Annotated in this window: 13 protein-coding genes; 9 read left to right on the top strand and 4 right to left on the bottom strand. The window is 77.1% G+C overall.

The features are described 5' to 3' along the window. Positions 1 to 38: 38 nt before the first annotated feature. Positions 39 to 977, top strand: coding sequence for a uroporphyrinogen-III synthase (locus ACFY07_RS17345; RefSeq protein WP_390869432.1), 939 nt, complete (start codon positions 39 to 41; stop codon positions 975 to 977). Positions 978 to 1,029: 52 nt separating this feature from the next. On the opposite strand, the gene ACFY07_RS17340 is transcribed toward ACFY07_RS17345, so the two are convergent. After that, a complete protein-coding gene (locus ACFY07_RS17340) occupies positions 1,030 to 2,355 on the bottom strand; it encodes an ABC transporter substrate-binding protein (protein ID WP_390869431.1) in 1,326 nt (441 codons plus the stop codon). Positions 2,356 to 2,640: 285 nt separating this feature from the next. Between ACFY07_RS17340 and ACFY07_RS17335 the strand changes: the two genes are divergently transcribed. Both ACFY07_RS17335 and purU read left to right on the top strand, forming a co-directional pair. Beyond that, positions 2,641 to 3,087 (top strand): hypothetical protein, encoded by a 447-nt coding sequence (locus ACFY07_RS17335; protein WP_390869621.1) that lies wholly within the window; start codon positions 2,641 to 2,643, stop codon positions 3,085 to 3,087. A gap of 158 nt (positions 3,088 to 3,245) precedes the next feature. Then, positions 3,246 to 4,139: a formyltetrahydrofolate deformylase gene (gene purU / locus ACFY07_RS17330; protein WP_390869430.1), complete on the top strand. Its 894-nt coding sequence runs from the start codon at positions 3,246 to 3,248 to the stop codon at positions 4,137 to 4,139. Between the two features lie 51 nt (positions 4,140 to 4,190). On the opposite strand, the gene ACFY07_RS17325 is transcribed toward purU, so the two are convergent. Continuing rightward, the gene (locus tag ACFY07_RS17325) at positions 4,191 to 5,306 is read right to left on the bottom strand and encodes a zf-HC2 domain-containing protein (protein WP_390869429.1); all 1,116 of its coding nucleotides are present in this window, start codon (positions 5,304 to 5,306) and stop codon (positions 4,191 to 4,193) included. Further along, complete coding sequence (locus ACFY07_RS17320; protein WP_390869428.1) at positions 5,303 to 5,854, bottom strand: sigma-70 family RNA polymerase sigma factor; 552 nt, start codon at positions 5,852 to 5,854, stop codon at positions 5,303 to 5,305. The genes ACFY07_RS17325 and ACFY07_RS17320 overlap by 4 nt, the downstream gene beginning before the upstream one ends. A 478-nt stretch (positions 5,855 to 6,332) precedes the next feature. Between ACFY07_RS17320 and ACFY07_RS17315 the strand changes: the two genes are divergently transcribed. From ACFY07_RS17315 to ACFY07_RS17295, 5 genes are all read left to right on the top strand, one after another. Beyond that, positions 6,333 to 6,743, top strand: a complete 411-nt coding sequence (locus ACFY07_RS17315) for an STAS domain-containing protein (RefSeq protein ID WP_390869427.1) — start codon at positions 6,333 to 6,335, stop codon at positions 6,741 to 6,743. Positions 6,744 to 7,091: 348 nt separating this feature from the next. After that, positions 7,092 to 7,547, top strand: coding sequence for an ATP-binding protein (locus tag ACFY07_RS17310; protein WP_390869426.1), 456 nt, complete (start codon positions 7,092 to 7,094; stop codon positions 7,545 to 7,547). Continuing rightward, positions 7,544 to 8,665: a GDSL-type esterase/lipase family protein gene (locus ACFY07_RS17305; protein WP_390869425.1), complete on the top strand. Its 1,122-nt coding sequence runs from the start codon at positions 7,544 to 7,546 to the stop codon at positions 8,663 to 8,665. The genes ACFY07_RS17310 and ACFY07_RS17305 overlap by 4 nt, the downstream gene beginning before the upstream one ends. A gap of 896 nt (positions 8,666 to 9,561) precedes the next feature. Continuing rightward, positions 9,562 to 10,473 carry a hypothetical protein gene (locus ACFY07_RS17300; RefSeq protein WP_390869424.1) on the top strand — a complete coding sequence of 304 codons (912 nt, stop codon included), beginning with the start codon at positions 9,562 to 9,564 and terminating at the stop codon, positions 10,471 to 10,473. Between the two features lie 116 nt (positions 10,474 to 10,589). Further along, the gene (locus ACFY07_RS17295; RefSeq protein WP_230648961.1) at positions 10,590 to 11,534 is read left to right on the top strand and encodes a beta-ketoacyl-ACP synthase III; all 945 of its coding nucleotides are present in this window, start codon (positions 10,590 to 10,592) and stop codon (positions 11,532 to 11,534) included. A 291-nt stretch (positions 11,535 to 11,825) separates the two neighbouring features. On the opposite strand, the gene ACFY07_RS17290 is transcribed toward ACFY07_RS17295, so the two are convergent. Beyond that, positions 11,826 to 12,473, bottom strand: coding sequence for a TetR family transcriptional regulator (locus ACFY07_RS17290; protein ID WP_230648959.1), 648 nt, complete (start codon positions 12,471 to 12,473; stop codon positions 11,826 to 11,828). A gap of 527 nt (positions 12,474 to 13,000) precedes the next feature. Between ACFY07_RS17290 and ACFY07_RS17285 the strand changes: the two genes are divergently transcribed. Further along, the coding region (locus tag ACFY07_RS17285; RefSeq protein WP_390869423.1) for a serine/threonine-protein kinase at positions 13,001 to 14,433 on the top strand (1,433 nt) is incomplete at its 3' end.

Below are 14,433 nucleotides of genomic sequence, written 5' to 3'. Positions count from 1 at the left end.
GCGGTGGCGTGCCGGGCCGGTTTTGGCATCCTGGGCGCATGCCGGACCCCCGCACCCCCCGCACCGCCGCCGACGCCGCGCCCCCGCCGGGGCCACCGTCCGCGCCTCCGCCCGGGCCGCCCTCCGAGGCGCCGTCCGGTCCCCCGCCCGAGCCGGGCCCGGGACCGCTCGCGGGCCGCACCGTCGCCGTCACCGCCGACCGGCGGCGCGGGGACCTGGCCGCCCTGCTGCGCCGCCGCGGCGCCCGGGTGGTGGAGGCGCCGACCATGTCCACCCTGCCGCTGGAGGACGACCGGGAGCTGCGGGCCGCCGTCGAGGCGTGCGTCGCGGCGCCGCCCGACTACACGGCCGTCACCACCGGCGTGGGCTTCCGGGGCTGGCTGGAGGCGGCGGCCTCCTGGGGCCTCGGCGACGCCCTGAAGGACGCCCTGGGCCGCTCCGCGGTGGCGTGCCGGGGCCCGAAGGCCACCGGCGCGGTGCGCGGCTGCGGGCTGCGGGAGGCGTACGCGGCGCCGGAGGAGTCCAACGACGACCTGCTCGCCTGGCTGCTGGCCCGCGGTCCGGCGGGCCGCAGAGTCGCGCTCCAGGAGCACGGGGCGCCCATGCCGGAGTTCTCCGCGGCGCTGCGGGCCGCCGGGGCCGAGGTGCTGCCGGTGCCGGTGTACCGGTGGGGGCCGCCCGCCGACCCGGGGCCGGCGCGGGAGCTGGTGGCGGCCGTGGCGGCGGGCAGGGTGGACGCGGTGGCGTTCACCAGCCAGCCCGCCGTGGAGGGGCTCTTCGCGCAGGCCCGGGAGCTGGGCCGCTACGACGAGGTGGTGGCGGCGCTGCGGGACGGCCGGGTGCTGGCCGCGGCCGTCGGGGAGGTCTGCGCGCGGCCGCTGGAGGCCGCCGGGGTGCCGTCGGTGCACCCGGAGCGCGGCCGGCTGTCCTCCCTGGTGCGCACCCTGGAGCAGGAGCTCGGGGCCCGCCGGGGGTGACCGGGGGACCGCCGCGGGCGGCCTCCCGGTCCCCGGGCGGCCGGTGCGGCGGTCAGCTCCCGCCCGCCCGCCCGCTGCCGGTCAGCACCCACCCCACGTCGACGAAGCCGTGCCGCTGGTCGGTGAACTGCCCGTCGCGCACCGCCTGGAAGGTCACCGCGGTGTTGACCAGCCGCGGGGTGTCCATGCTCGCCAGCATGTCCGTCAGCCGCCAGGCCAGCGGCGGGGTGGCGCCGCCGGTCGCGACGGGGGCCTGGGTGCTCAGGGCCGTGCCCAGTGCGCGGGCGCCGACCTGCGGCCCCAGGCGGCGCACCGTCTCCAGGAACACCTGGTAGGCCACCCAGGTCGTCTGCACGCCCGGGTCGGACGCGTCGATCCCGCTGTCGCCGGAGCCGTACGCGGTGGCCGTCCTCCGCAGCGGGTCCCAGACGCGGGAGGACTCCGCGGGGTACCAGCTGGCCGCGTACGCGGAGCCCAGCGGGCCCCCGGCGCCGCCCGTCGCGTCGACCACCGACTGCTGGAAGCTGCCGATGACCGAGGAGAGCCGGGTGCGGCGGTGCCGCTGCTGCCGGTAGGCGTCCAGGAAGTTCTGCGTGGGGACGGCGGCCAGGGCGACGGTGACGCAGTGCCCCGACCGGTCGTCGCCGACGGCGCGCTCGGCGACGGTGCCGTAGTCGGTGGACTGCTCGGGCGCAGGGATGTCGACGGGGGTGATGCCGGCGGGGGTGAGCGCCCGGGAGAGGTAGGTGAACATCACGTCGCCGGCCTGGGTGTCCGGACGCACGACGGAGACGCTGCGGCACCCCTCGGTGAGCAGCTGCCGCCCGCTGCCGGCGAGCAGGGCGGGGGTGCCGCCGTTCACCGGGTAGGAGTCGGGGCTCTGGAACTCGGCCGAGGACAGGCCGTAGCCGCCGATGTAGGGGATGCCGTGGCTCTCCAGCGTGGGGAGGATGGCGGCGCCGTACTGGCTGTAGGAGCCCACGACCGCGACGGCCCCCTCCCGCACCGCCTGCTGGGTGCAGGCGTCCGCGCCGGCGGAGGTGTCGTGCTCGTTGCAGGTGAGGACCCGCAGCCTGCGGCCGGCGACGCCGCCGGAGGCGTTCACCTGGCGTCCTATCGCCTCGGCGAGCGCGGTCATCCCGGGCCGGTCCGCACCGCTGGTGCCGGACGGTGCCCAGGTCATGACGGTGATGTCGGAGGAGGTGGCGGCGTCGGCCGGGCCGCCGCAGCCGGCGGCGCCGAGGGCCGCGGGCAGGGCGAGCGCGCCGGTGGCGAGCGCCCCGGCCAGCCGGCGCCCTCTCCCCGGGACCCCGGAGCCCCGCTGCCTGCCGGCGGTGCCGGTGGTGGTGCTGCTGCCGGTGCTTCCGAGCCGCCTCATGGGTCGCGTCCCTCCCTGCGAGAACCGCGGGTCGCGGGGGACCCGCGGTACGCGTCGTTCCGGCGACCCAGCGTGTCCGCAGCAGCACACAGCCGGAGGGACGGCAAGGGAACGGGCGGTCAACCGGATGTGAACACCGGGTGGGGCGCATGTGAGGGTGTACGACCTTTCCGGGGGCGCGGCCCGTGCGGGGGCGCCGTAATGTCCCCCTCGCGAAGAACGTACGATCGGATTCTTATGCCGGTCTCCTCGAACTCTTTCCGCACGCGCCCCCGCTCCACCACCATGGGCGGCATGCCGCTCAACGACATGCCCTGGTGGCGCTGGAGGGCCCGCGTCCGCTCCGCGCTGCACATGCTCTCCGACCCCGCCTTCCAGCAGGAGTGCTGGGTGGCCGGCCGCGAAGGCTTCGGAGACGTCACCGACGCCGTGTACCGGCTGGTCGAGGACACCTGGCTGGACCGCTGGTCCGCGGAGAAGTACGTCGGCACCATCTTCCGCGACTCCGGCGAGGCCGCCCTGGTGGACGTGGCCGTGCTCCGGGTGCTGCGCATCCTGCACCAGGTGGGCGCCGACGCCCCCGCCACCGCCTACCTGGGCCACCACGGGTGGCCGGAGGCGGTCCGCGCCGCCCGCGAGGCCCACGTCCGCCTCGCCGCCAACGACGGCGACGACCCGGACGTCCCGCCGCGCTCGCTGTGCGTGCTGGCCATCCTCACCCGCGCCGCCTGACCCGCCCGTCCCCGCCCGCGCGTCCGGACCGCCCGCTCCGCCGCGACCCGCCCGTCCCGCAGTGCGGGCAGCGCCGGGGCGGGCCCGCGGTCTGTGCCACGCTTGGTCTGCGAGGGCCCCGCGCGGCCCGCACCGGCGAGGAGAGGACGGCGACGACCGTGGCAGAGCAGAACGACGCGGCGGCAGCGGACGCGGCCGGCCGCCCCCGCCAGTACGTCCTCACCCTGTCCTGCCCCGACCGGCAGGGGATCGTGCACGCCGTCTCCAGCTACCTCTTCATGACCGGCTGCAACATCCTCGACAGCCAGCAGTTCGGCGACCAGGACACCGGCCTCTTCTTCATGCGGGTGCACTTCTCCGCCGAGACGCCGGTCACCGCCGAGAAGCTGCGGGCCAGCTTCGCCGCCGTCGGCGCCTCGTTCCGCATGGACTGGGGGATCCACCCGTCCGACGAGCGGATGCGCGTGCTGCTGATGGTCAGCAGGTTCGGCCACTGCCTCAACGACCTCCTCTTCCGCACGAGCATCGGCGCGGTGCCGGTCGAGGTCGCGGGCGTGGTCTCCAACCACACCGACTTCGAGCGCCTCGCGGACTCCTACGGCGTCCCCTTCCACCACATCCCCGTCACCCGCGACACCAAGGCCGAGGCCGAGTCCCGGCTGCTGGCGCTGGTGGAGGAGGAGCGGGTGGACCTGGTGGTGCTCGCCCGGTACATGCAGGTCCTCTCCGACGACCTGTGCAAGGCGCTGTCCGGACGGATCATCAACATCCACCACTCCTTCCTGCCGAGCTTCAAGGGCGCCAAGCCCTACCACCAGGCGCACGCCCGCGGCGTCAAGCTCATCGGCGCCACGGCCCACTACGTCACCGCCGACCTCGACGAGGGCCCGATCATCGAGCAGGAGGTCGAGCGGGTGACCCACGACGTCACCCCCGACCAGCTCGTCGCGATCGGGCGCGACGTGGAGTGCCAGGCCCTGGCGCGCGCCGTGAAGTGGCACAGCGAGCACCGCGTCCTGCTGAACGGCACCCGGACCGTCGTCTTCGCCTGAGCCCGACCGCGGGCCCGCCCCGCGGCGCGGGGGCCCGGGTGCGGGGCGCGCTCAGGGCCGGGACAGCAGCGGGACGGCCCGCAGGACCTCCCGGACGGCCTCCCCGTCGCCGTGCTGGCCGACGGGCATCCGGGCCGGGTCGCGGTGGGCCGCGGCGAGGTAGCAGAACTCCAGGCCGTCCACCACGAGCGAGGCCACCGGCTCCGCCTCCGCCCCCGGCGGTCCGGCCGTGTCGAGCGGGACCAGCCACTCCCCGGCGGCCGCCCCCTCGATCACCAGCCGCAGGACGCGGGTCGGCCCGTCCGGCGCCGGGGCGGTGCCGCGCAGCCCGCCGAGGGCGGCGGGCAGCATCCGGGCGGCCAGGTCGACCATCCGCCGCAGGTGCGGCCCGGACGGCGGCTCGTAGGGGTAGTCCACGGCGCGCGCCACGTCGTCGGCGTGGATCCAGCACTCGAAGGCGCGGTCCACGAAGGCGTCCCGCGCCGGGAGGCGGGCGTCCCCGTAGTCGACCTCCAGGTCCCCGCCCGCGGGGCCGGCCAGCGAGGCCGCCCGGACCAGGGCGCGGGTCTGCTCGCGCCACAGGGAGCGCACCTCGTCGTGCCCGCTGCCCGCGTGGGCGCCGGCCATCCGGGCGGTGCGGTCCGCCACGGCGGCCCAGGGGCCGTCCGGCGCGCGCCCGCCGGTGCGGCCCGGCACGGGGTCGGCCAGCCCGTGGGCCAGGGCCACGAAGCCGTCCACCGCCGCGAGGTGGCAGAGCACCCCGGCGGGGCGCAGGCGCTCGACGCCGCCGTGCCAGGGCAGCTCGGCGTACTCCAGCCACTCCCCGGCGCCGAGGTCGCGCAGCAGGGCGTCCAGCCTGGCCGTCTCGGCCGAGTACGGCACGGCCCAGTCGGGCACGCGGATCTCGGGCGCCCGCCGCCCCAGGCAGCTCTCCAGCACCTGGCCGCGCAGGTCGGGCGCGGGGTCCAGGGGCTCGTCGGCGGAGAGCCAGCCCGCGGCGTCGCGCAGCCGGGCGGCCTCGGCCGCGCAGGGCCCGCAGCCGTGCAGGTGCTCCTCCAGCAGGGCCGTCTCGTCGTCCGGGCAGGCGTCCAGGGCCCAGGCGCCGAGCAGCAGGCGCACCGACTCGTGCTCGGCGGGCGGCAGAGCGGCCGCGTCCGCGCCGGTCACCGGCCGTCCTCCGCGGCGAGGGCGGACGCGAGCAGCTGGAGGCCGAGCCGCATCCGGTGCTTGGCGGTGGCCTCCGCTATCCCCAGCTCGCGGGCGGCCTCCTGGTAGGTCCGCCCGTTGAAGTAGGTGAGGGTGAGCGCCTCGCGCAGCGCGGGCGGCAGCGAGGTGACGACGTACTGGACCCGGGCGGCCGTGGCCGCGGCCAGCAGCTCCTCCTCCAGCCCCGCGGACCCCGCCCCGGCCGGACCGCCGGCGGCCGGGCGGGTGCGGCGGCGCAGGCGCTCCACGGCGCGGCGGTGGGTGAGGGTGCCGATCCAGGAGCGCATGGAGCCCCGGTCGGGGTCGAACTCGCCGGGGTGCTCCCAGACGTGGGCGAAGACCTCACGGGTGATGTGCTCGGCCGCCTCCTGGCTGTCGAGCACCCGGTTGGCGAGGCCGTGGACCAGCGGCGAGAACTGGTCGTACAGCTCGCCCAGGGCCGCCTCCTCGCCGCGGGCGAGGCGCTGCTGGATCTGCCGGTCCCATCGGCCCGGGGTGGGGGTCGCCATGCGCACCACCCTTCCTGCACACCGCCGGACCCGGGCCGAGCTCCCCCTGGCGGGTCCGACGCACCGTCCTGACGCCCCGTCCGCCCCGGGGGGAGGGCGGCCGCTGCGCTCGGATAGATCCCAAGGTATCCGGCGGCGGGGGCGCGGTGCGCAGGATTGTCCGAAGAGCGGCGGGTCGGCGGCCCCGCCCCCGGGAGGACGGTCCGGTCCCGTGGTGCGGGCGTGCCCGCGGCGACGCACGCCCCCGTCCGCGCCCCCGCACGCCCGGGCCCGGTCCGGCCCCGGCCCGGACGCGCCGGCCGCCGGGGACCGGGCGCCCCGGGACGGGACGAAAGCGGCGGTTCCCCCGCAGGACCGCGGCTGCGGCGCCCCTGCCCTGTCCAACCGGCGCAAAGACGGCATAGGGTCGTCGGCGGCCGGTGCGCCGCCCGGGAGCCGCCCGGACCGCTCTCGCCCGGCACGGAAGGGACAGGGGCCCGTGGTGCTGGCAGTGACCTCGGAGGAGCGTGACGGCTGGACCGTGCTGCGGGTCGCGGGGGAGATCGACCTCGTCTCCGCGGCCACCGTGCGGACGCGGGTCCACGAGGCGGTCGCCGAGGGGCGCCGCCGGCTCGTCCTGGACCTCTCCGAGGTGCAGTTCTGCGACTCCAGCGGGGTGGGGGTGCTGATCGCCGCCCGCCGCCTGATGCGCTCCTGCGCGGGCGAGCTGCGGCTGGCCATCCCCGGCCGGCACGAGGACGGCCGCGAGAGCCGGGTCCAGCGGGTCTTCAACGCCCTCGGCGTGCGGCGGCTCTTCGACATCCACCCGGACGCGGACTCCGCGGTGGCCGCGCCGCCCGGCAGCGGCGGCGGCCGGGCCGGGCAGGGCGCGGTGCCGCTCTCCGCCTGACGGGGCGTCCGCCGGCGTCCGGTCCCGCGCGGCGGCCCGCGGCGGCCGCCGGCCGCCCCGCCCGCGGCGCCGCGCCGCCGTTCGACCGCGGCTGGACATATGTAGGAAGGGTGGTTCCCGCCGCCGCCGCGCCGCCGCGGCCCGGGCGGCGCACCCCGCTTCGTTACGCTCGTCCCACGTGCGGCCGGGGCCGTCCCCGGGGAAGCGGCGGGGGACAGTATGCACCGTCCTGCACCCGGGCCGCCGGAATATGCCCGAAGCGCTTGCTGCCCCTGTCCCGGCGGATCATTCTTGGGCGAACCGTGCCGAGGACGGCGTGACGGCCCGCGACTACGGGTGGTGTGAGCGGTGCAGGTGCTTCAGTTGCAGACGGCGGTGCAGCCGGATCCGGCGGAGGTCGGCCGGGCGCGCGCCTGGGCCCGCGGACGGCTGCGCGGCAGCGGCCTCGACCCCGACGCCGCGCTCGCCGAGACCCTCGTGCTCGTCGTCTCCGAACTCGTCACCAACGCGGTCGTGCACACCGGTTCGCCCGCGGTGCTGCGGCTGCTCTTCCCGCTCGGCGACGAGACCGGGGCCCCCGCCGTGCGCGTCGAGGTCGCCGACGCCAGCGGTGCGCCGCCGCAGCCCCGCCGCGCGGAGGACGACGCGGTGGGCGGACGCGGCCTGGAGCTGGTCGACTGCCTCTGCGACCGGTGGGGTTGGGCCCCCGACGGATCGGGGAAGCGTGTCTGGTGCGAGATCGACCGGCGGCAGCCGCCCCTGCAGTCCGCGCCCGCCGTCGGGCCGCGGGCCCTGGCGGTGTGACCGGCGCCCCCCTGCCCTCCGTGGCGTCCGCCCCGCCCGGCCCCGACGCCCCGACCGGCGGGTTCGTCCTGGCCGACGGTGCGACCGCCGTCGACGGCGCCGTCGACCTGGAGCGCGGGGACGGCTGGGTGCAGCCCTGGCGCCTGCCGTACGCGGACCTGGAGCTCCACCACCCGCTGCTCGCCGTCGCCGCCATGGGCCCCAGCGGCGTGCGGCTGCGCTGCACCACCGACGCGCGCCACCTGGCGCTCCACGTCCAGCCGGTGGCACTGCCCGGCGCCCCGCCGCCCGCCGTGCCCGCGCCCTACGCGCTGGTGGTCGACGGCGAGCCGCTGCGGGAGGTGCCCGCCCCCGCCGAGCCCCTCGCCGACGCCGTCGTCGACCTGCCCGGCCTGCCGCCGGGGGAGAAGCAGGTCGAGGTCTGGCTCCCCGTGCTCCCGGGCGTGCGGATCCGCGCCCTGCGGGCCGTCGACGGCCGCCCGCTGCGCTCTCCGGCTCCGGACCGCCGTCCCCGCTGGACCGTGTACGGCAGCAGCATCACCCAGGGCCACGGCGTCGCCGCGACCGGCAGCTGGCCCGCGGTCGCCGCCCGGCGCCTCGGCCTGCGGCTCACCAACCTCGGCTACGGGGGCTCCTGCCTCCTGGACCCGCTGGTGGCCCGCGTCGTCGCCGCGCTGCCCGCCGACCGCATCACCCTCGAGGTGGGCATCAACGTCCACAACTCGGCGGCGCTGCGCGACCGCACGCTGGGCCCGGCCCTGCACGGCTTCCTCGCCGCCGTCCGCGACCGGCGGCCGGACGTGCCGGTCACGGTGGTCTCGCCCGTGTACGGCGGGGAGCTGCGCGAGGACACGCCCGACAGCTGGTACGAGACGCCCGACGGCGTGCGACGGCGCATCAGCGGCGACATGACGCTCCGTCACATCAGGGGGGCGCTCGAGGACGTGGTCGCGGTGCGCCGCCGCCGCGGGGACGGGCGGCTGGCATATCTGGACGGGCGGGAACTGTTCGGCGCCGAGGACGCCGCCGCGGGACGCATGCCCGACGGGCTGCACCCCGACGCCGCAGGTCAACGGTTGATGGGCGAGCGCTGGGCGGAGCGCCCGACGGCCGGGTGACCGTCGGTTTCCGGACGGTCCGGGGGCCGAGGACGGCTGAAATGCACGGCAACCCTTCCGAGTTTCGGACAAGGCATTGACGGCGCGTGTCTGTCTGATCACCCTTGGGTGCAGCGGTCCGTTGCGAGGGGACGTCGAGGCGGAAGCCCCCGGTGGCCACCGGGAGGAGCCTCCTCGGCGAGTGCGGATCACGCGGCGCCGGACAGGGCCCGGGCGTCGCGGTCGGGTGGCGGAGCGCCGTGCCCCTGCGGGCGCGCAGGGCGCCCCGCCACCCGGTCGTCGCCCGCCGCGATCTGCCTGCGCCGCGACCCGCCTCCGCCGCGACCCGCCCCCGCCACCCGGTCGTCGCCCGCCGCGATCTGCCTGCGCCGCGACCCGCCCCCGCCACCCGGTCGTCGCCCGCCGCGATCTGCCTGCGCCGCGACCCGCCTCCGCCGCCTGTGCCGGCTGCCCGCCGGCCTTGTCACGGTCGGCCGGACGACCGCCGCCGGCCCGGCCGGAACCCGTCCCGTGCCCGCCGCCCGCGACCGCGGCGCGCCTGCCGCCCCGGCCGTCCCCGGCCGGTCCGGGCGGGCCGCCGCACCCGTGACGGATCCGACGGACCGTCTCCCCGTCGGCCCGGGACGGGGATCCGGGAGCCGCCGACCGGCGTGGAGCCCTGCGTGCACGCCCGCCGACGGGGTGAACGCGCCCCACGGCCGGGTTTACCGCGCCCCGCCCGTCGGTGCTGGTGGGAGGGGCCGACCGGGGCCGGAGACGCCGCACCCGCCCGCTTGCACCGGAGTTCCGGGGGTACGTGCGCGCTGAACCAGGGGGGCCTGCTGTGCGTAGGCTCACACACTGCAACACGCACCCCGGTACCGGGAGCGACCCGGGCTTTTGGGAGGATCGCACCCATGTCCCGCACCGAGCGCACCGCCGATCTGCCCGAGTCCCGGCCCGAGCCCGGCCGGCGTCCCCGCCACCGCGGGGAGCGCCGCAGGCCCGCGCGCGGCCGCGCGGCCGCGGCCGCGGCGGGCACCACGGCGCTGCTGCTCGCGGCGGCCGGCGGCTGGATGGCCTTCGGCCCGCAGGGCGCGCTCACGAGCGTGGCGGCCTCGCTCTCCCCCGAGCACGCCGGCGACGCCACCACCGCGGCCCGCGCCCAGAGCGGCCCGCTGGACGAGGGCCACACCTCCTCGCCCGCCGCCGACCGCTCCGACCGCTCCGACGGCACGGCCGACGAACTGCCCGGCGTCGGACCGCGCTTCCGGGCGCGGATCCCCGCCCGCACCGCGCAGGTGCTGCTGGTCTCCGGCGAGGGCCGCGACTCCTCCGACTCCACCGCCACCCTCTGGACCCGCACCGCCGACGGACGCTGGAAGGCCGGCGCCTCCTGGCGGGCCCACAACGCGCTCAAGGGCTGGACGGACGACCACCACCTGGACGACCTGCGCAGCCCGATCGGCGTCTACCCGCTCAGCGACGCCGGCGGGCTGAAGGCCGATCCGGGGTCCAGGCTCCCGTACCACCGGGACCCCAGCTTCACCATCAGCGGCAAGGGCTTCGAGGGCGAGAACCTCGAGGGCTCCTTCGACTACGTCGTGGCCATCGACTACAACCGGAAGGCCGGCACCTCGCCCCTGGACGGCACCAAGCCGCTCGGGGCCGCCCGGGGCGGCGGCATCTGGGTGCACGTCGACCACGGCGGTCCGACCCACGCCTGCGTCTCCCTGGCGGAGGGCGACATGGTGGCGCTGCTGCGGGCCCTGGACCCGGCGGCCCACCCGGTGATCGTGATGGGCGACCGCGGCTCCCTCGCCGCCTGACCCGGTGTACGCCCCGGAGGCCCGGCCGACCCTTGTCAGGGAGCTACAGCATCCGCCGTCCGATCCTGTCCCGGGGCGCCACAGAGTGACCCGCCGGTAACGGGTTGAGTGGTGGCATGACCGGATCGCGCATCGTGGCACTCGGCCACCACCAGCCGCCCAGGGTCCTCACCAACGACGACCTGGCGCGCATGGTCGACACCGACGACGAGTGGATCCGCAGCCGGGTGGGCATCCGCACCCGGCACGTCGCCGAGGACGAGACCCTGGTCGACCTCGCCGAGCAGGCCGCCTGGAAGGCCGTCGCCGGCAGCGGCCTGCAGCCCGCCGAGATCGACCTGGTCGCCGTGGCCACCTGCACCGCCGTCGAGCGCAGTCCCAGCACCGCCGCCGCGGTCGCGGCCCGGCTGGGCATCCCCGCCCCGGCGGCGTACGACATCAACACGGCGTGCTCCGGCTTCTCCTACGCCCTGGCCACCGCCGACCACGCGCTGCGGGCCGGCGCGGCGCGCCGCGCCCTGGTGATCGGGGCCGAGCGGATGTCCGACACGGTGGACTGGACCGACCGGACCACCTGCGTGATCTTCGGGGACGGGGCGGGCGCCGCCGTGCTGGAGGCCGTGCCCGAGGGCGTGGAGCCCGGCGTCGGGCCGGTGGTGTGGGGCTCGGCGCCGGACAAGGGCGACGCGGTGGCCATCACCGGCTGGGAGCCCCGCATCAGCCAGCAGGGCCAGACGGTCTTCCGCTGGGCGACCACGCAGCTGGCGCCGATCGCCCGCGAGGCCTGCGAGCGGGCCGGGGTGGACCCCTCGGAGCTGGCGGGCTTCGTCCCGCACCAGGCCAACCTGCGGATCATCGACGCGATCGCGGCCCGGCTGGGCGTGCGCGACGCCGTGGTGGCCCGGGACGTGGTCGACTCGGGCAACACCTCGGCCGCCTCCATCCCGCTGGCGCTCAGCAAGCTGGTCGAGCGGGGCGAGCTGCCCTCCGGCGCGCCGGTGCTGCTCTTCGGCTTCGGCGGCGGACTGGCGTACGCGGGCCAGGTCGTGCGGTGCCCCTGACGGGTTGCCGGTCCGCCCCGGCGATTCGGCCGGCCCCGGCGGGGCGTCGGGTGCGGGCCGGTGCGCGGCCCCGCCGCGCCACGGGGCGGTCCCGGCGGTGTGCCGGGACCGCCCCGGTGCGGGCGCGCTTCGGACGTCCGGCCCACCTCCCCCGAGGCACGGCCGGCGTCCTCCGTCCGCCCCCGGTCCGGACAGGAGACCGGGAGGGTGCGCGCACGGTGGATGCGGTGCGGGTACTGCTGCGGTGCGGTCATGCGGGTGCTGCTGCGGTGCGGTGGTGCGGGTGCAGCCCTACTTCGGCGGCTTCTTGCCGGTCACCCCGAGGTAGACCAGCGACACCAGGTTGGGCTTGAGGTCCTTGGCCTTGGCGCCCCAGGAGTCGAATGCCTTCTGGTGCTCGGCCGCGGCGGCCAGCAGGGTGATGAGCGAACCGGCGACCGCCCCGGCATTCGCCGACTTGTCGAACCGGTTCTTCGCCTGCATGTCCTTGAGGGTGTCGGTGAGCGGGCCGGCCACGGCGTTGAGGACCTTCATGCGGATCTTGAAGAACCGCTTGTCCCCTTCCGCCGCCCCGAGGGTGACCACACGGAGGATGGCGTCGTTCTTGCGCCAGAACCCGAGGAAGCCGTCAACCAGCCCCTCGGCGGTGGTCAGACCGGTTTTTCCCGCCCAGGATTTGTCGGCCACGAGCTCCTTGAGCCCGAGGCTGTCCTTGGCCATTTCCTCCGCGATCTCGAGGACGGCGCCCTCGACGTCGGGGAAGTACTGGTAGAACGTTGCGGGGGAGGTACCCGCCATCCGGGCGACGTCGATGACCTTGACGTCCCGGTACGGCGACGTGCTGAGCATCTCGCGGAGGCAGTCGAGCAGCTTCTGCCGAGTGGCCTGTCCGCGTCGCCCGGCGACGCGGCCGTCGACGGTGCGAACTTGTCCTGTCATGCCGTCAGCTTACCCGCGCAAGATCAGAGCGCGATTCGGCAATGTGACGAATACTCCGACCGGGGGTGGCGCAGTGTCGCCGGGGAGGCGCGGAGAATGACCGGATGCCCTGCCGGAGTGGCCCGGGAGTTTCGTTACGGACCGTTTCTCGGCCAGGTCAGGACTTCGCAGCCGGGCGCTGACGGACAATTCGGCGGCAGTCGGATACCGCGGTCCGGTATGCATTCGCCCGCGGCTTCGAATCCGGTCTCCCGGCCGTAATGGAGTTGTGACTGCTCCGTTAGGGGCAATCGGGCTTTCCGGGTCCGGCGGCCCCGCCGCGCGGCCCCGCCGCCGGACCGGGCGAACCGCGGCGGCGTCCTGCACGTCAGTCCTCTGAGCAGGGACCGCGGGAGCCCGGTCCGCCCGTGGCGGCGGACCGGCCCGCCGTACCTGGTTGGCCGTTCGGCGGGTCGGCCATGGAGAATCGGACGACCCCCCTCGCGGCGACGCGCCGCGGGGCGGCAGAGCGGGGAGGTGGCGGAGGAGTGGACCAGCTGACGGCGCACGATCCGAGGCGGATCGGGCCCTTCGAGGTGCTGGGACGCCTCGGCGCGGGCGGGATGGGGCTCGTGTACCTGGCGCGGTCCGCGTCGGGGCGGCGGGTGGCCATCAAGACCGTGCGCGCCGAACTCGCCGAGGACGAGCTCTTCCGGGTCCGCTTCAGCCGCGAGATCTCGGCGGCCAAGACGGTCAGCGGGTTCTACACCGCCGCCGTGGTCGACGCCGACGCCGACGCCCCCGTGCCGTGGCTGGCCACGGCCTACGTCCCGGCGCCGTCGCTGGAGGACCTGGTGGGCGAGTGCGGCCCGCTGCCGGTCGAGGCGGTCCGCTGGCTGGCGGCCGGGATCGCGGAGGCGCTGCAGTCGATCCACGCCGCCGGACTGGTCCACCGCGACCTCAAGCCGTCGAACGTCCTGGTCGTCGAGGACGGCCCCCGGGTCATCGACTTCGGCATCGCCGCCGGCGTCTCGCACACCCGGCTCACCATGACCAACGTCGCCGTCGGCACGCCCGCCTACATGTCGCCCGAGCAGGCCCGGGACAGCCGCAGCGTCACCGGCGCCAGCGACGTCTTCTCCCTCGGCTCGCTGCTGGTGTACGCAGCCACCGGCCACCCGCCCTACCGGGGGGCCAACCCGGTGGAGACCGTCTTCATGCTGCTCCGGGAGGAGCCGGACCTCTCCGGCCTGCCGGAGGACCTGGTGCCGCTGGTGCGGTCCTGCATGCGCCCGGCGCCGGAGCGGCGGCTCACCCCGGCGGAGATCCAGGCCGAACTGGCCCCGCACCTCTTCGCCCGGGGCGACGGCGGCGGCGACGGGGACGCGGGGGAGTGGCTGCCGCAGCCGGCCATCGAGCTGATCGAGCGCAAGCGGTCCCGGCGCGCCACCGCCCCGCCCCGGGCCCTGCCGCAGCCGCACGCACCGCGGCCGCAGCCGCCCGCCGTGCCCCCCGTTCCCCCCGCGCCGACCGAGCCCCCGTCCCCCGCGCCCGCGCACCCCGACCGCGCCTTCCCGGCCCCGGCCTCCCCGGCACGCCACGGCGCGGCCCCGCCGGACCTGCCCGACCCGCGGTCGGCCGGACCGCACGGCGGCGCGCGGCACCGCGGCGGCCCCGCCCCCGAGGGCGGCGGCGAGGTGCGCCTCGCCGGCGCCTCGGTCCCGATAGGGCCCGGTCCCAGGGCCGAGACCGGCCTCGTGGCGGTTCCCCCCGCCTCCCCGGCCACCGGGTGGGTGCGCCCCCCGGGCCGGCTCCCGGCCGCGCCGGCCGCCCCGGACCCGGCCGCACAGGGTCCGTCCGCCCCGGGCCCCTTCGCGCCCGGGCCGCGGGCCGCCGGGTCCGCCGCCCCCCAGCAGCCGGTGCCCGCCGGCCCGTGGCGGCCCTGGCGGTTCCGGATGTCCAACGACGTGTGGGGCACCCC

The organism is Streptomyces sp. NPDC001380, from assembly GCF_042895785.1.
Lineage (GTDB): Bacteria > Actinomycetota > Actinomycetes > Streptomycetales > Streptomycetaceae > Peterkaempfera.
The sequence above is the reverse complement of the archived record's forward strand: the minus strand, read 5'-3'. Positions and strand labels throughout refer to the sequence as shown.

Bases quoted from the DNA above. Each gene is read 5' to 3' on its own strand.
- ACFY07_RS17345 (WP_390869432.1), top strand. From the start codon at position 39: ATGCCGGACCCCCGCACCCCCCGCACCGCCGCCGACGCCGCGCCCCCG.
- ACFY07_RS17340 (WP_390869431.1), bottom strand. From the start codon at position 2,355: ATGAGGCGGCTCGGAAGCACCGGCAGCAGCACCACCACCGGCACCGCC.
- ACFY07_RS17335 (WP_390869621.1), top strand. From the start codon at position 2,641: ATGGGCGGCATGCCGCTCAACGACATGCCCTGGTGGCGCTGGAGGGCC.
- ACFY07_RS17320 (WP_390869428.1), bottom strand. From the start codon at position 5,854: ATGGCGACCCCCACCCCGGGCCGATGGGACCGGCAGATCCAGCAGCGC.
- ACFY07_RS17300 (WP_390869424.1), top strand. From the start codon at position 9,562: ATGTCCCGCACCGAGCGCACCGCCGATCTGCCCGAGTCCCGGCCCGAG.
- ACFY07_RS17295 (WP_230648961.1), top strand. From the start codon at position 10,590: ATGACCGGATCGCGCATCGTGGCACTCGGCCACCACCAGCCGCCCAGG.
- ACFY07_RS17290 (WP_230648959.1), bottom strand. From the start codon at position 12,473: ATGACAGGACAAGTTCGCACCGTCGACGGCCGCGTCGCCGGGCGACGC.